Origin of the sequence: Agromyces indicus, from assembly GCF_031432295.1 — a bacterium.
Classification (GTDB): Bacteria; Actinomycetota; Actinomycetes; order Actinomycetales; family Microbacteriaceae; genus Agromyces; species Agromyces indicus.
This window is the reverse complement of sequence record NZ_JAVKGS010000004.1, coordinates 361,166-375,772: the sequence shown is the minus strand read 5'-3', so window position 1 is coordinate 375,772 and position 14,607 is coordinate 361,166. Positions and strand designations below refer to the sequence as shown.

At 73.3% G+C, this 14,607-nt stretch carries 13 protein-coding genes; 9 read left to right on the top strand and 4 right to left on the bottom strand.

Annotation, left to right across the window (positions count from 1 at the left end):
* Nucleotides 1-18 precede the first annotated feature (18 nt).
* Genes RH861_RS15005 through RH861_RS14995 form a run of 3 tightly spaced genes read left to right on the top strand, consistent with a single transcriptional unit; the run spans nt 19 to nt 1,945 of the window.
* Nucleotides 19-1,140, top strand: a complete 1,122-nt coding sequence (locus RH861_RS15005; RefSeq protein ID WP_310521667.1) for an adenosine deaminase — start codon at nt 19-21, stop codon at nt 1,138-1,140.
* Between the two features lie 35 nt (nt 1,141-1,175).
* Entirely contained in the window at nt 1,176-1,664 is a 489-nt protein-coding gene (locus tag RH861_RS15000; protein ID WP_310521666.1) for a PTS sugar transporter subunit IIA, read from the top strand.
* Entirely contained in the window at nt 1,661-1,945 is a 285-nt protein-coding gene (locus RH861_RS14995) for a PTS sugar transporter subunit IIB (RefSeq protein WP_310521665.1), read from the top strand. The genes RH861_RS15000 and RH861_RS14995 overlap by 4 nt, the downstream gene beginning before the upstream one ends.
* Nucleotides 1,946-1,984: 39 nt before the next feature.
* On the opposite strand, the gene RH861_RS14990 is transcribed toward RH861_RS14995, so the two are convergent.
* Complete coding sequence (locus RH861_RS14990; RefSeq protein WP_310521664.1) at nt 1,985-3,673, bottom strand: phospho-sugar mutase; 1,689 nt, start codon at nt 3,671-3,673, stop codon at nt 1,985-1,987.
* 75 nt (nt 3,674-3,748) lie between these two features.
* Nucleotides 3,749-4,576 carry a purine-nucleoside phosphorylase gene (locus RH861_RS14985; protein WP_310521663.1) on the bottom strand — a complete coding sequence of 276 codons (828 nt, stop codon included), beginning with the start codon at nt 4,574-4,576 and terminating at the stop codon, nt 3,749-3,751.
* 151 nt (nt 4,577-4,727) lie between these two features.
* On the opposite strand from RH861_RS14985, the gene RH861_RS14980 reads away from it, so the two are divergent.
* Both RH861_RS14980 and RH861_RS14975 read left to right on the top strand, forming a co-directional pair.
* Nucleotides 4,728-6,158 carry an NAD(P)H-quinone dehydrogenase gene (locus RH861_RS14980; RefSeq protein WP_310521662.1) on the top strand — a complete coding sequence of 477 codons (1,431 nt, stop codon included), beginning with the start codon at nt 4,728-4,730 and terminating at the stop codon, nt 6,156-6,158.
* A gap of 353 nt (nt 6,159-6,511) precedes the next feature.
* Complete coding sequence (locus RH861_RS14975; protein ID WP_310521661.1) at nt 6,512-7,399, top strand: type IV toxin-antitoxin system AbiEi family antitoxin domain-containing protein; 888 nt, start codon at nt 6,512-6,514, stop codon at nt 7,397-7,399.
* A 233-nt stretch (nt 7,400-7,632) separates the two neighbouring features.
* Here RH861_RS14975 and RH861_RS14970 read toward each other — a convergent pair whose 3' ends face one another.
* Both RH861_RS14970 and RH861_RS14965 read right to left on the bottom strand, forming a co-directional pair.
* Nucleotides 7,633-9,405, bottom strand: coding sequence for an acetyl/propionyl/methylcrotonyl-CoA carboxylase subunit alpha (locus RH861_RS14970; RefSeq protein ID WP_310521660.1), 1,773 nt, complete (start codon nt 9,403-9,405; stop codon nt 7,633-7,635).
* A gap of 94 nt (nt 9,406-9,499) precedes the next feature.
* Nucleotides 9,500-10,138 (bottom strand): Maf family protein, encoded by a 639-nt coding sequence (locus RH861_RS14965; protein WP_310521659.1) that lies wholly within the window; start codon nt 10,136-10,138, stop codon nt 9,500-9,502.
* A 71-nt stretch (nt 10,139-10,209) separates the two neighbouring features.
* Between RH861_RS14965 and RH861_RS14960 the strand changes: the two genes are divergently transcribed.
* Genes RH861_RS14960 through RH861_RS14945 form a run of 4 tightly spaced genes read left to right on the top strand, consistent with a single transcriptional unit; the run spans nt 10,210 to nt 14,512 of the window.
* On the top strand, nt 10,210-11,559 hold the full coding sequence (locus tag RH861_RS14960) for a class I SAM-dependent RNA methyltransferase (RefSeq protein ID WP_374760990.1): 1,350 nt from the start codon (nt 10,210-10,212) through the stop codon (nt 11,557-11,559).
* Between the two features lie 52 nt (nt 11,560-11,611).
* A complete protein-coding gene (locus RH861_RS14955; protein ID WP_310521690.1) occupies nt 11,612-12,286 on the top strand; it encodes a response regulator transcription factor in 675 nt (224 codons plus the stop codon).
* Complete coding sequence (locus RH861_RS14950; RefSeq protein WP_310521658.1) at nt 12,273-13,508, top strand: sensor histidine kinase; 1,236 nt, start codon at nt 12,273-12,275, stop codon at nt 13,506-13,508. Before RH861_RS14955 ends, RH861_RS14950 begins: the two co-directional genes overlap by 14 nt.
* On the top strand, nt 13,505-14,512 hold the full coding sequence (locus RH861_RS14945; RefSeq protein WP_310521657.1) for a DUF8320 family protein: 1,008 nt from the start codon (nt 13,505-13,507) through the stop codon (nt 14,510-14,512). Before RH861_RS14950 ends, RH861_RS14945 begins: the two co-directional genes overlap by 4 nt.
* Nucleotides 14,513-14,607 lie beyond the last annotated feature (95 nt).

Below are 14,607 nucleotides of genomic sequence, written 5' to 3'. Positions count from 1 at the left end.
CGCCGGTATCGTGATGGGGTGGATACGCATGCGACCGACTACCGACTCGAGGGGGACGGCACCGACATCCGCTCGCTGCCCAAGATCTCGCTGCACGATCACCTCGACGGCGGGCTCCGGCCGCAGACGCTGATCGAACTCGCCGATGAGATCGGGCTCGAGCTGCCCGCCGCAGACGCGGACGAGCTCGCGACCTGGTTCTCGGACCAGTCGAACTCGGGCTCGCTCGTCGAGTACCTGAAGACCTTCGACCTCACGACGGCCGTCATGCAGACGAGCACCGGGCTCACCCGCGTCGCGCGCGAGTTCGTGCACGACCTCGCGGCCGACGGGGTGATCTACGGCGAGATCCGCTGGGCGCCCGAGCAGCACCTCGCTCGCGGGCTCACGCTCGACGAGACCGTCGAGGCGGTGCAGGCCGGGCTCGACGAGGGCGTGGAGGACGTGCGTCGCCAGGGGCACCGGATCCGGGTCGGCCAACTCGTGACCGCCATGCGGCACGCCGACCGGGGCCTCGAGATCGCCGAGCTCGCGGTGCGCCACCGCGACCGCGGCGTGGTCGGCTTCGACATCGCCGGCGCCGAGGCCGGGTTCCCGCCGAGCCGTCACCGCACGGCGTTCGACTTCCTCGCCACCCGGTTCATGCCGGTCACCGTGCACGCCGGCGAGGCCGACGGCCTCGAGTCGATCCGCAGCGCCCTCTTCGACGGGCGCGCCCTGCGACTCGGTCACGGCGTGCGCCTGGCCGAAGACCTGACCATCGAGCGGCAGGACGACGAGAACACGTACGTCTCGCTCGGTCCGGTCGCCCAGTGGGTGCGCGACCGCGAGATCGCCCTCGAGACGAGCCCGTCGTCGAACCTGCAGACGGGCGCGATCGCCGCGTGGGGCGACGAACTCGTCGACCACCCGTTCGACCTGCTCTACCAGCTCGGCTTCCGGGTCACCGTCAACACCGACAACCGGCTCCAGTCGGCCACGTCGCTGACCCGCGAGCTGGCGCTGCTCTCCGACGCCTTCGGATACGACGTCGACGACTTCGAGATCTTCCAGCTCAACGCCGCCGCGGCGGCGTTCCTCCCGCTCGACGAGCGGGAGGACCTGGCCGAGCAGATCCAGGACGGCTTCGACGAGGCCTGACCCGGCACGCCACGCACCACCACGAACGGAGCCCGATGACCCTTCCGCCGCTTCCCGACTCCGCGATCGTCCTCCACGACGAGTCGACCGAGTGGCGTGCCGCGGTGCGCGCGATCGGGCGGGCGCTGGCGCGGTCGGGAGCCACGCGCGAGGGCTACACCGATCGCATGATCGGCGTGCTGGAGGAGTTCGGCGCCTACATCGTCATCGCGCCCGGCCTCGCGCTCGCCCACGCGCGCCCCGGCCCCGACGTAGTGCGGAACGGCCTGGCGGTGGTCACGCTCGCGGAACCCGTGCCGTTCGGACACCCGCACAACGACCCCGTGCGGGTGGTCGTGGGGCTCGCGGTCACCGGAGCCGACGAGCACGTCGCCAGCGTGGCGGGCCTCGCGAACGTCTTCAACGAGCGCAGCGCCATCGAGCGCCTCGCTGCCGCGTCGACCATCGACGAGGTGCGCGAGGTCTTCGATGGAGCCGACCGTGTCCCGGGCCGGCCGGCCCCCGCTGCGGAGGGCTCGGCATGAGGATCGTCGCGGTGTGCGGGCTCGGGGTGGGCACCTCGGCGATCCTGAAGGCGAACGCCGAGCGTGCGCTCGACCGGCTCGGCCTGACCGCCGACGTCGACGCGAGCGACCTCGCGGGAATCGCGGCAGCGGCAGCGGACGCACAGGTCGTCCTGACGTCGACGGAACTGGCCGGCCGGGTGCGCGAGGCGCTCGGGCGCAACTGGGCCGAGATCATCGAGGTCGAGAACTACTTCGACGTCGACGAGATCGGCCGCAAGCTCGACGCGTCGCTGGGCTGAGCCCGCCGGGCCGGGCCGCGGACTGAGCCCGCCGGGCGCTCAGGCGACGAGTTCCCGCATGCCCGCCTCGACCCGGGCCACCGCCTCGGATGCCGCGGCTCGCCGCTCGGCGACGGACCCCTCGGTGGCCGCCGCGTCGATGTAGACCTTGAGCTTGGGCTCGGTCCCGCTCGGACGCACCATGACCCGGGCGCCGCCCTCGAGGCGGATCCGCAGCACGTCGGACGGCGGAAGCCCGTCGAGGCCGAGCGCGAGGTCCTCGACGGCGGCGACGCGGATGCCGCCGACCTCCGAGGGCGGAGCTGCCCGGAGGCGCGCCATGACCTCGGCGATGCGGCTCAGGTCGGTGACGCGGATCGAGACCTGCGCCGAGGCGAAGCAACCGAAACGCGCCGTGAAGTCGTCGAGGTGGTCGGCGACAGTTCTCCCCTCGGCGGCGAGGCGGGCGGCCAGCGAGAGGAACGCGACCGCCGCCGAGATGCCGTCCTTGTCGCGCACGGTGTCCGGGTTCACGAGGTAGCCGAGGGCCTCTTCGAAGCCGAAGGCGAGCCCGGGTGCGCGCGAGATCCACTTGAAACCCGTCAGCGTGGCCCGGAAGTCGAGCCCGTGGGCGCGCGCGACCGCCTCGAGGCCGGGGGAGGAGACGATCGAGCAGGCGAGCGTGCCGTCGCGCCCGGCCGCCGCGACCTGCTCGGCCACCTGCCAGCCGAGGAGCAGCCCGACCTCGTTGCCGGTGAGCCGGCGCCATCCGCTCGCCTCGGACGCATCGGGGATCGCGATCGCCAGGCGGTCGGCGTCGGGGTCGTTCGCGACGATGAGGTCGGCGCCGGACGCGCGCGCCGCCTCGAACGACAGGTCCATCGCCCCCGGCTCCTCGGGATTCGGGAAGGCCACGGTCGGGAATCGGGCGTCGGGCTCGATCTGCGCCTCGACCAGGGTCGGCGCATCGAAGCCGGCCGTGTCGAGGACTCGGCGCAGCGTCTCCCAGCCGACGCCGTGCATCGCCGTGTACACCACCCACGGCTGCGCGGCCGGCGTCGCCGCGACGGCCGCCGTCGCGCTCACGTAGGCGTCGACGACCGACTCGGGCGCCGTCTCGACCGAGCCGCGCGGCAGGTCGGGCACACGCACCGACTCGGCGACGCGCAGGATGTGCGCGGCGATCTCGGCGTCGGCCGGCGCGACGATCTGGGTGCCCTGGTCGGCGCCGCCGAGGTAGACCTTCATGCCGTTGTCGTTCGGCGGGTTGTGCGACGCGGTGACCATCACCCCGGCGGAGGTGTCGAGGTGGCGGACGGCGAACGCCAGCACGGGCGTCGGCAGCATCCGCGGCAGCAGGATGGCGCGCACGCCGGCCCCCGCGATCACCTCGGCGACGTCGCGCGCGAACACCTCGGAGTTGCGCCGCCCGTCGTACCCCACGACCACCGAGGTGGCCGCGGCCTCCGTCGCCCGCTCGAGCAGGTACGCGGCGAGGCCAGCGGCGCCCTGCGCGACGAGTACGCGGTTCATGCGGTTGGGGCCCGCGGCGATCTCGCCGCGCAGCCCCGCGGTGCCGAAGGCGAGCCGTGCGTCGAACCGGTCGGCGAGGTCGGCGGATGCCGCGGCATCGCCCGCCTTGACGCCCGCCACGATCGACGCGAGCTCGTCGCGCGTCTCGGGGTCGGGGTCCTGCTCGATCCACGCCTCGGCGAGGGCGATGCGGTCGTCATCGGTGAGCTGCGGCATCCGTGGCCTTCTCTCTCGAATGCGTGCGCCGCGCCGGGCGCCGGGGACGGGAAGCGGGATGGAGCGGGAGGGCGGCTAGATCGCCGCGACGATCTTCGCCAGCAGGTCGGAGATGCGCGACTCCGCGGCCCGGCCGGCCTCGATCACCTCGTCGTGGCTGAGCGGCGTCGTCTGGATGCCCGCCGCGAGGTTCGTGATCAGCGACATGCCGAGCACCTCCATGCCCGCCTGGCGGGCCGCGATCGCCTCGAGCGCCGTCGACATGCCGACGATGTCGCCGCCGATGGCCTTCGCCATCCGCACCTCGGCGGGGGTCTCGTAATGGGGACCGCGGAACTGCACGTACACGCCCTCGTCGAGCGTCGGGTCGACCTCGTGTGCAAGCGCCCGCAGCCGCGCCGAGTACAGGTCGGTGAGGTCGATGAAGGTCGCACCCTCGAGCGGCGAGTCGGACGTGAGGTTGATGTGGTCGCTGATCAGGACGGGCGTGCCCGCGGACCAGGTCTCGCGGATGCCGCCCGCGCCGTTCGTGAGGATCATCGTGGTCGCGCCCGCGGCCGCCGCAGTGCGGACCGAATGGACGACGCGTCGAACGCCGTGACCCTCGTAGTAGTGCGTGCGCGCGCCGATGACGAGCGCACGTCGGCCGTTCGGCAGCGCCACCGAGCGCAGCGTGCCGACGTGGCCCTCGAGCGCCGGCTTCGAGAAGCCGGGCACCTCGTGGGCGGGGATCGTGTGCGTGGTCTCGCCGATGAGCTCGGCCGCGGCACCCCAGCCCGAGCCGAGGGTCAGCGCGAGGTCGTGGCGCTCCACGCCGGTGAGCTCCGCGATGCGGGCGGCCGCGTCGCGTGCGACGGCGAACGGGTCGGCGGCGGGGTCGTCGAGCGGGTTCTGCTGCTGCATCCCCTCATGGTACGCAAGCGACGGATGCCGCGGCGCGACGTGCGCGCGCCGATGCTCGCCTGCGCGCGGCATCCGCTCGCCCGCCCGCGTTCGCGCGCCGGCGTTCGTCGCCCGCAGTGGAGCGCCCGCAGCCCGTGGGAGGATGGACGCCATGCACACCACCTTCGAGCGCACGCAACGGATCGCCGTCCTCGGGGGCGGACCCGGCGGGTACGAGGCGGCACTCGCCGCGGCGCAGCTCGGTGCCGAGGTCACGCTCGTCGAACGCGCCGGCGTCGGCGGATCGGCCGTCCTGACCGACGTCGTGCCGTCCAAGTCGCTCATCGCGACCGCCGAGGCGTCGAACGCGGTCAAGGAGGCCGCCGACCTCGGCGTGCAGTTCTTCGCGAAGGGCGCCAACGAGAAGGCCGTGAAGCCGGACGTCGCGATCAACCTCCAGGCGGTCAACAAGCGCCTCCTCGGCCTCGCGGCCCAGCAGTCGGAGGACATGCGCTCCAACCTGCTCGAGGCGGGCGTCAACCTCGTGCAGGGCGAGGGGCGACTCGACGGAGCGAACGCGATCATCGTCGCCACCGCGAAGGGCGGCACCGACTTCGACCGCATCGAGGCCGACACGCTCGTCATCTCCACCGGGGCGACGCCGCGCGTGCTGCCGTCGGCGGTGCCCGACGGGGAGCGGATCCTCACCTGGACGCAGCTGTACCACCTCTCGCAGGTGCCCGAGCACCTCATCGTCGTCGGCTCCGGAGTGACCGGGGCCGAGTTCGCGTCGGCCTACCGCGCGCTCGGCGCGAAGGTGACGCTGATCTCGAGCCGCGAGCACGTGCTGCCGGGAGAAGATGCCGACGCGGCATCCGTCATCGAGAAGGTCTTCAAGCGCAACGGCATGAAGGTGCTGTCGAAGTCGCGCGCCGAGTCGGTCGTCGTCGACGGCGACGGGGTGCTCGCGACCCTGTCGGACGGCCGCGAGGTGCGCGGCTCGCACTGCCTCATGGCGGTCGGCTCGGTGCCGAACACCGCCGACCTCGGCCTCGAGGAGGCCGGAGTGCAGCTCGCCGAGTCCGGACACATCCGCGTGAACCGGGTCGCGCGCACGTCGATGCCGAACATCTACGCCGCCGGGGACTGCACCACGTTCCTGCCGCTGGCGTCGGTCGCGTCGATGCAGGGCCGCACGGCGGTGTTCCACGCCATGGGCGACATCGTGAACCCGCCCGAGAACCGCAACATCACCTCGAACATCTTCACGCAGCCCGAGATCGCCACGGTCGGCTGGACCGAGAAGGAGATCGAAGAGGGCGTGGTGCCCGGCACGGTCTACAAGCTGCCGCTGTCGTCGAACCCCCGCGCGAAGATGATGGGCATCCGCGACGGCTTCGTGAAGCTGTTCGCGTCGGCCGGGTCGGGGGCGATCATCGGCGGCGTCATCGTCGCGCCCAAGGCGTCCGAGCTGATCTTCCCGCTCGCGCTCGCCGTCGAGCACCGGCTCACGGTCGACCAGTTCGCCGAGGCGTTCCCCGTGTACCCGTCGCTCACCGGGTCGCTCACCGACGCTGCGCGCGCCATGCACGTCGTCCGCTGACCTCGGGCGCGCGTTCGGGCGCGTCGTTCGCTCGGGCCCTCCGTTTCGGGCGCGTCGTCCGCTCGGGCCCTCCGTTTCGGGTGCGTCGTCCGCTCGGGCCCTCCGTTTTCAGGAGTTATCCGGCGGGTCGTGCTCGAACACGGCGTGTCATCCTGAGAAGCGCGCCAGATCGGGCCCGGCGTCCTGAGAAGCGTATGCGATGGGTGACCGGCGAGGGGTGGCGAGGCGGATGCCGCGGCCGCCCGGGCCGAACTGCGTGCGTCCGGTCCTCCACACGTCGGCATGCGGCGAGCCCGTCGTGGTCATGGGCATGACGGCGGGGGAGGGACGGATGCCGCGGGAGACTCGACGGCGTGCGCCCATCACCCGTCGTGGCCGTCGCCCAGCACGGCGGGATCGCGACCCGTGCGGAGATCCTCGACGCGGGCGTCCAGGGCATCGACATCTCGCGAGCCGTGAGGGCGGGGGAGCTGATCCGCGTGCGCCGCGCGCACTACGCCGTGCCTGAGGCGCCGCGCGATGCCGTCAGCGCCGTCCGCGTGGGCGGACGGCTCGGCTGCGTGAGCGCACTCGCGAGCTACGGCATCTGGACGAGAGCCACTCCGGTCGCGCACGTCACCCTTCCGGCCAACGCCGCGCGGCTCCGCACGAACCGAGCGCTCGTGCGGACCGACGAGCCGCTGACGCCCGACCGCGCCCTCACCGAGGTCGCCCTGCACTGGACCGACGTCCCGTTCGGTGCGCGGGGCGACGAGTCGGCCTGGAGGGTGCCCCTCGACCGCGCGCTGGCGGCGCTCCCGCGCTGTCGTCCGCACGCCGACGTCGCCGCCGCCTTCGAGTCGGCCGTGCAACGCGGACTGCTGAGCCTCGACCTCGCGCAGCACCTGGCCGACGCGAGCCTGCCGCAGCGGATGCCGCCCCTCGTGCTCGGCGGCCTCGACGGGTCCGGCGTCGAGACACTCCTCGCGATGGAGCTCCGCGCACTTGGCGTCCCCTTCATCCAGCAGGTGCCGTTCGACGGGGTGGGGTTCATCGACTTCCTGGTGGCGGGCCGGCTCGCCGTGGAGACGGACGGCTACGAGTTCCACTCCGATCGTGCTGCCTTCGTCCGGGATCGGCGGCGGGACGAGGACCTGCTCCGACGCGGCATCCCGACGCTTCGCCTCGCCGCGGCGGACGTCATCGCCGATCCGAGGGCTGCGGCGCTCCGAGTGGTCCGCGCGCTCTGCGCGCTCGACTGACCGTCTCGACGACCCGACCGGACCCGACCCGACCCGACGGGCCGACGCGCCGGCCCCCCCGCCCGTGGCATCCGTTCGCCGACTCACCACGACGAACCGTTCTCAGGACGCGCGACGCCGAACCGCGCATTTCTCAGGACGACACGCCGCTCAGCGACCCGACCCGCCGGAAAACTCCTGAGAAACGCAGAAGACGCAGAGAGGCAGAGACGCGGAACGCGCGGAAACGCAGGTCAGGCGTCGGTGATGGCGAGGAGGAGGTGACCGCTCGAGACGGTGACGCCCGGCTCGGCGTTGACGAGGCCGATGATGCCGTCCTTGTGGGCGACGATCGGCTGCTCCATCTTCATCGCCTCGAGCACGAGCACGAGGTCGCCCTTGACGACCTTGTCGCCCTCGGCGACGGCCACCTTGACCACGGTGGCCTGCATGGGCGCCTTGACCGCGTCACCGGTCGACGTGTCGACCGAGTGGTGCAGCGCCCGCCGACGTGGCGCCGGCCCGGCGGTCGCGCTGCCCGATGCGGGCGCACCCGCAAGGCGCTTCGGCAGCGACACCTCGACGCGGCGGCCGTCGACCTCGACGACGACGCTCGTGCGTGCGGCGGGACCCTTCGTCTCCTCGAGCTCGCCGGTCCACGGCTCGATCGTGTTGTCGTACTCGGTCTCGATCCAGCGGGTGTACACGCGGAAGGGCTCGTCGCCGGCGGGCGCGAACGCCTCGTGGTTCACGATGTCGCGATGGAACGGCAGCACGGTCGGCAGGCCGGCGACCTCGAACTCGTCGAGGGCGCGGCGGGCGCGCTCGAGCGCGTCCTTGCGCGAGGAGCCGGTCACGATGAGCTTCGCGAGCAGCGAGTCGAACGCGCCGGAGATCTCGTCACCGCTCGTGACGCCCGAGTCGACGCGCACGCCCGGGCCGCCCGGGAAGCGGAGCTGGTGGATCGGCCCGGGCGCGGGGAGGAAGTTGCGGCCCGGGTCCTCGCCGTTGATGCGGAACTCGATCGAGTGGCCCGTCGTCTCGGGGTCGGGGTAGTCGAGGACGCCGCCCTCGGCGAGGCGGAACTGCTCGCGCACGAGGTCGAGGCCCGTGACCTCCTCGGAGACCGGGTGCTCGACCTGCAGGCGCGTGTTCACCTCGAGGAAGGAGACCGTGCCGTCCTGGCCGATGAGGAACTCGCACGTGCCGGCGCCGACGTAGCCGACCTCCTTGAGGATGGCCTTCGACGCCTCGTACAGCAGGCGGTTCTGCTCCTCGGTGAGGAACGGCGCGGGCGCCTCCTCGACGAGCTTCTGGTGGCGGCGCTGCAGCGAGCAGTCGCGCGTCGAGACCACGACGACGTTGCCATGCTCGTCGGCGAGGCACTGGGTCTCGACGTGGCGGGGCTTGTCGAGGTACTTCTCGACGAAGCACTCGCCGCGGCCGAACGCGGCGACGGCCTCACGGGTCGCCGAATCGAACAGCTCGGGGACCTCCTCGCGGGTGCGGGCGACCTTGAGGCCGCGGCCGCCGCCGCCGAACGCCGCCTTGATGGCGACGGGCAGACCGTGCTGGTCGACGAACTCGAGCACCTCGGCGGCATCCGCCACGGGGTTGAGCGTGCCGGGCGCGAGCGGTGCGCCGACCTTCTCGGCGACGTGCCGCGCCGAGACCTTGTCGCCGAGGCGCTCGATGGCCTCGGGCGAGGGGCCGATCCAGATCAGGCCGGCGTCGATGACCGCGCGGGCGAAGTCGGGGTTCTCGGCGAGGAAGCCGTAGCCGGGGTGCACCGCGTCGGCGCCCGAGCGGCGCGCGACGGAGAGCAGCTTGTCGATCACCAGGTAGGTCTCGGCGCTCGTGGTGCCGTCGAGGGCGTACGCCTCGTCGGCGAGCTTCACGTGACGGGCGTCGCGGTCCTGGTCGGCGTAGACGGCGACCGAGCCGATCCCGGCGTCGCGGGCGGCCCGGATGACGCGGACGGCGATCTCTCCACGGTTGGCGATGAGGACCTTGCTGATGCGGCGCATGACTCCCAAGCCTATTGGCGGACGCACGCCGGACTTTGGGTGCGGTCCACAAAAAAGACCGGAGAGTGTTTCGGTGGCAGACAATCTCACGAGATCAGCGGAGGTCCCACAGGTCGGTCCACGTCGCGCCGAGTTCGCGGACCAGCTCGCGGAGCGTCGAGAGGGACAGCCCCACGACGGTCGACGGGTCGCCGGTCACCGAGCGGATGAACGGCCCGCCAAGGCTGTCGACGGTGAACGCGCCCGCGACCGAGAGGGGTTCGCCGGTGGCGATGTACGCGTCGATCTCGGCGTCGTCGAGGCGGGCGAACTCGACCACGGCCGACGCGGCACGCCCGACCGCCGCGCGTACGGCGCCGCCGCGGTGGTCGATGACCCAGTGCCCGGACCAGAGGACGCCGGCCCGCCCGTTCTGCCGCGCCCATCGCTCGCTGGCCACCTCGGGGCGGTGCGGCTTGCCGAACAGCTCGCCGTCGACGAGGAACGCCGAGTCGCCGCCGAGGATGATCCCGTCGATCGCCTCGCCGTCGACGGTGCGGCCGACGATCGCCTCCGCCTTGCGGCGGGCGAGGAGTTGCACGAGCTCCTCCGGTGCGAGCGGCCCGTGCGTCGCCTCGTGCTCGGCCACGGCCGCCTCCTCGTCGACGCCGGGCGCCAGCAGGACCGGCTCGATGCCGGCCTGGCGGAGCAGCTGGAGTCGCGCGGGGGAGGTCGAGGCGAGGTAGAGGCGCATGGTCCCCATCCTGCCCGCAGGGCCGGTCCGCGGGCCATCTCGGCCGCGACGGCGTGTGGGATGCTCGGATGATGGCAGCTCCACGTCGTCGACGTCCCTCCCGCACGTCCGCGGATGCCGCGCGTCGGCGTCCGAGCGAGCCCGGACCGATGCTCGAGCTCGAGGTCGAGCGCATCGCGCACGGCGGGGTCGCGGTGGCCCGCCACGAGGGCCGGGTCGTGTTCGTCGCCGACGCGATCCCGGGCGAGTTCGTCCGGGTGCAGGTGGTCGATGCCGGCCGCGATCGCTTCTGGCGGGCCGAGACGGTGGAGGTCCTCCGCGCCTCACCCGACCGACGGGACCACGTCTGGCCCGAGGCCTCGGTCGACCGTGCGCCCGAGGCTCGCGCCGGCGGGGCCGAGTTCGGCCACATCCGCATGCCGCGCCAGCGCGAGCTCAAGGCCGAGGTGCTGCGGGACGCGCTCGCGCGCTTCGGCGGGATCGAGGCGGACGTCGCCGTCGAGCCGGTGGACGCCGCGCTCGCGCCGGGCGTCGACGCCGAGGCGGGCACCGGATGGCGCACGCGCGTGCGCCTGCACGTCGCCCCCGACGGCACGGTGGGCCCGTACGCGGCCCGGAGCCACACCGTGGTCCCCGTGACGTCCCTGCCGCTCGCCGTCTCGGAACTCGCCGACCTCGCCCCGCTCGACCGGTCCCTCCCCGGCGCTCGCTGGGTCGACCTGGTCGCGCCGTCGACCGGTGCGCCGGAGGTCGTGGTGCGCGAGCACGACGCGCGTGACCGCGGGCGGACGGGAGCGAGCGCCCGCCCGGAGGAGCGCCCCGTGGTCTCCGAGGTCGTCGGCAGCCGTCCCTTCGCGGTCGACCGCGACGGGTTCTGGCAGGTGCATCGGGGTGCCGCCGCGACGCTCACCCGTGCCGTGCAGGGCCTCGTGGACCCCGATCGCTTCGACCCGGGGGCTGAGAACCAGGACCTCTACGGCGGGGTGGGCCTCCTCGCTGCCGCTGTCGGCGACCGCTTCGGCTCGGCGACCCGCATCACGACCGTCGAGGCCGACGAGCGGGCGACGCTCCACGCGGGCGAGAACCTCGCCGACTGGGTCGGCGCGCGGGCCGTCACCGCGCGCGTCGACCGGTACCTCGCCGAACTCGCCGAGACGACGGATGCCGCACGGCCGGCCCTGCGCGACGCGACGGTCGTGCTCGACCCGCCCCGGTCCGGAGCGGGCCGCGACGTCGTCGACCACCTCGTGCGGCTCGCCCCGGCCCAACTCGTGTACGTGGCCTGCGACCCCGTCGCGCTGGCGCGCGACGTGGGGCTCCTCCGCGAGCGGGGGTACGACCTGGAGGCGATCCGCGCCTTCGACCTGTTCCCGAACACCCACCACGTCGAGGCGGTCGCGCGCCTGGCCGCTAGGGTGTGAATCGACCGTGGAGCCGAGTGAGGGGGGCCCAGTGACCGCGGAACCCGCAACGATGCCGTCGCGCACGACGGTCGCGATCGTCGATGACCACGAGGCCGTGCGACTCGGACTGCGTGCCGCATGCCGCGACGCCGGCTACGACGTCGTCGCGGAGACGGCCGACGTGGCGTCGCTGCTCGCCGGCTTCCGCGACCCGGCGACGGATCCGCCTCGCGTGGTGCTCCTCGACCTCTCGCTCGGCGACGGCTCGAGCGTGACCGACAACGTGCGGGCCGTGCTGGGCTCGGGCAGCAAGGTGCTCGTGCACAGCATCGCCGACCGCGTCGCCGCGGTGCGCGAGGCGCTCGCCGCCGGGGCGGCCGGAGTCATCCCGAAGTCGTCGCCGACGTCCGCGGTGATCTCCGCGATCGCGACGGTCGCCCGCGGCGACGCCTTGAACAACGTCGAGTGGGCCAGCGCCATCGAGGCCGACCAGGAGTTCGCGAAGGCGCAGCTCGGACGCCGCGAGCGCGACGTGCTGCACCTCTACGCCTCGGGCCTCCCGTTGAAGCTCGTGGCCGAGCGCCTCGGCATCGCCCACTCCACCGCGCGGGAGTACCTCGACCGGATCCGCGCCAACGTCGAGGTCGGCCGTCCCGCACCGACGAAGGTCGACCTCCTCCGCCGAGCCGTGGAGGACGGCATCCTGCCCGGCCTCGACCAGGAAGGCGGGGATGGCCGCCGCTGAATGGCGCGCCGCGCGGCTGGTCCCGCGTCGCGCTGCCGTCAGCCGGGCGCAGGTCGAGACCGTGTCCGGACGCGCGCTGGGCGTCTTCGGCCTCGTCTTCGGCGGCCAGACGGTGCCGACGGCGATCGACCAGTCGGCGGCGCTCGCGGAAGGTGCGGGCACCGCCGTCATGGCGGTGCTGTACGGGTCGCTCGCCGCGCTCGCGGTGGCGACGTTCGCCCGCGTCGCGGTCCGGGCGGCGGCGGCGACGTTCGCCGTGCTGTTCGCCATCGTCCTCATGGCATGGCCGTACCTCGTCGTCGCTCCCGCAGCCATCGCCGGGCAGACCCCGTGGCTGTACTACCTCGTCACGGTCGCGACCACGGCCGCCGTGATCGCCGTGCCTCCGATGCCGGCGGCGGCATACACGGTCGTCATCCCCGTCGTCTACGGCGTGATCCGATCGACGCCCGCGGGGGGTGGGGCGCAGCCGTTCCTCGCGGTGCTCGACGCGATGTACGCGATGATCCTCGGCATCGTCGCGCTCGTGATCATCACGATGCTCCGGCAGGCGGCCGAGGCGGTGGACGCCGCGCAGGATGCCGCGCTGCAGCGGTACGACCTCGTGGCACGGCAGCACGCGAACGAGATCGAGCGGGTGAAGGTGGACGCCCTCGTGCACGACAGCGTGCTCACGACGCTGCTGTCGGCCGCCGCCGCCCGGACGCCGGCCGAGCGGGCGCTCGCAGCGAGGATGGCCGGTGACGCGGTGCGCCGGCTCGACGAGGCGGCGGCCGAGGTGCCCGGCAACGAGGATCGGATCGGCCTCGACGTGCTCGTCCGACGACTGCGCAGCGCCGTCGCCGGCTTCTCCGCACCCATCGACGTGCGACCGACGGGCCTCGCGGGCGTCGAGCTCCCCGTCGAAGCGGTCGACGCGCTCTCTTCCGCCGCCGTGCAGGCGATGGTCAACAGCGTGCAGCACGCCGACGAGCCGGGGCACGGCACGGAGCGCTCGGTACAGATTCGCGGCGCCGGGGCGAACGGCTGCGTCATCCGCGTGGTCGACGACGGCCGGGGCTTCGACGCCGACGCGGTGCCGATGAGCCGGATCGGTCTCCGGGTGTCGATCGAGGAGCGGATGGCGAACGCGGGCGGATCGGCCACGGTCCAATCCACGCCCGGCCGGGGCACCGTCGTCACGCTCGCCTGGCCGGCCGGCGTCGAGGGGAGCGGATCGTGATCTCCGTCCCGAGGTGGCTGCTGCTCGTGCTCGGCGCGCTGTTCAGCGCGTATCACGTCGTCCTCGGCATCTACTCGCTGGACAAGCCCGCCTCGCCGTGGCCCGCCGTCGCCGCGCTCGTCCTCTACGCGACGGCGACCGCCCTCAGCCTGTGGCCGGCGCGGCGCGCACGGATGCCCGACTGGCTCGCGGCCCTGAACCTCGGGGTGAGCATCGTGCTGCCGCTGCTCGTCACCAGCCAGCTCGACGCGTCCGACGACAACGGCTACGCCACCTGGTACGTCGCGGCGGTCGGCACGCTGATGACCATCACGGCGGCCCGGCGACAGCTCGTCGCGGCATGGCTCGGCGTCATCGCGCTCGCCGTCCAGACCGTGATCTGGGCCGGGCCCCTCGCCCTCGGGCAGCTCGGCGTCGTCGGTTCGATCGTCTGGGTCGCGATCGCGCACATGCTCTCGTCGGCGCTCGCGGGCGCGGCGCGCTCGACGCGCCGCTACGTGCAGGCCGAGCGCGAGGCCGCCGCGTGGCAGGCCGCACAGGATGCGCACCTCTTCGAGGGGCGCATGCGGCTGGCGCAGACGCAGCGGATCGCGGCGCCCATGCTGCGTCGCATCGCCGACGGCGACCACGAGCTGACCGAGGCGGAGCGACGCGAGTGCCGCACCCTCGAGGCGGCGATCCGCGACGAGATCCGCGGGCGGATGCTGCTCACCGACGGCGTGCGGCGATCGGTGAAGGAGGCCCGCGATCGCGGCGCGACCGTCACGCTGCTCGATGAGGGCGGCATCGACGACCTCGACGAGGATGCGCGCGACCGCGTGCTCTCGCGGCTCGCCGAGGCGATCTCCGGCTCCGGGGCCGACCGCGTGATCGCGCGCACCGCTGCCGCGGGATCACCCGTGGCCGTCACCGTGGTCGGCCTGCGCGGCGGAGGAGAGGGCGAGGTGCTCGAGTCCGACGACGCCGAGGTCGAGCTGTGGCTGGAGATCCCTCGCGTGGAGTGAGCTGCCGCGGCATCCGCTGCCGCAGGCGGCCGCAGACGCGACGTCGGCGAGCCCCGGACATGGAAGCGGGGGGTCGGCCCCTACCGACCCCCCAG

Excerpts from the sequence above, each read along its gene's own strand:
- RH861_RS15000 (WP_310521666.1), top strand. The coding sequence starts at position 1,176 with ATGACCCTTCCGCCGCTTCCCGACTCCGCGATCGTCCTCCACGACGAG.
- RH861_RS14995 (WP_310521665.1), top strand. The coding sequence starts at position 1,661 with ATGAGGATCGTCGCGGTGTGCGGGCTCGGGGTGGGCACCTCGGCGATC.
- RH861_RS14990 (WP_310521664.1), bottom strand. The coding sequence starts at position 3,673 with ATGCCGCAGCTCACCGATGACGACCGCATCGCCCTCGCCGAGGCGTGG.
- RH861_RS14985 (WP_310521663.1), bottom strand. The coding sequence starts at position 4,576 with ATGCAGCAGCAGAACCCGCTCGACGACCCCGCCGCCGACCCGTTCGCC.
- RH861_RS14980 (WP_310521662.1), top strand. The coding sequence starts at position 4,728 with ATGCACACCACCTTCGAGCGCACGCAACGGATCGCCGTCCTCGGGGGC.
- RH861_RS14970 (WP_310521660.1), bottom strand. The coding sequence starts at position 9,405 with ATGCGCCGCATCAGCAAGGTCCTCATCGCCAACCGTGGAGAGATCGCC.
- RH861_RS14965 (WP_310521659.1), bottom strand. The coding sequence starts at position 10,138 with ATGCGCCTCTACCTCGCCTCGACCTCCCCCGCGCGACTCCAGCTGCTC.
- RH861_RS14960 (WP_374760990.1), top strand. The coding sequence starts at position 10,210 with ATGGCAGCTCCACGTCGTCGACGTCCCTCCCGCACGTCCGCGGATGCC.
- RH861_RS14955 (WP_310521690.1), top strand. The coding sequence starts at position 11,612 with ATGCCGTCGCGCACGACGGTCGCGATCGTCGATGACCACGAGGCCGTG.
- RH861_RS14950 (WP_310521658.1), top strand. The coding sequence starts at position 12,273 with ATGGCCGCCGCTGAATGGCGCGCCGCGCGGCTGGTCCCGCGTCGCGCT.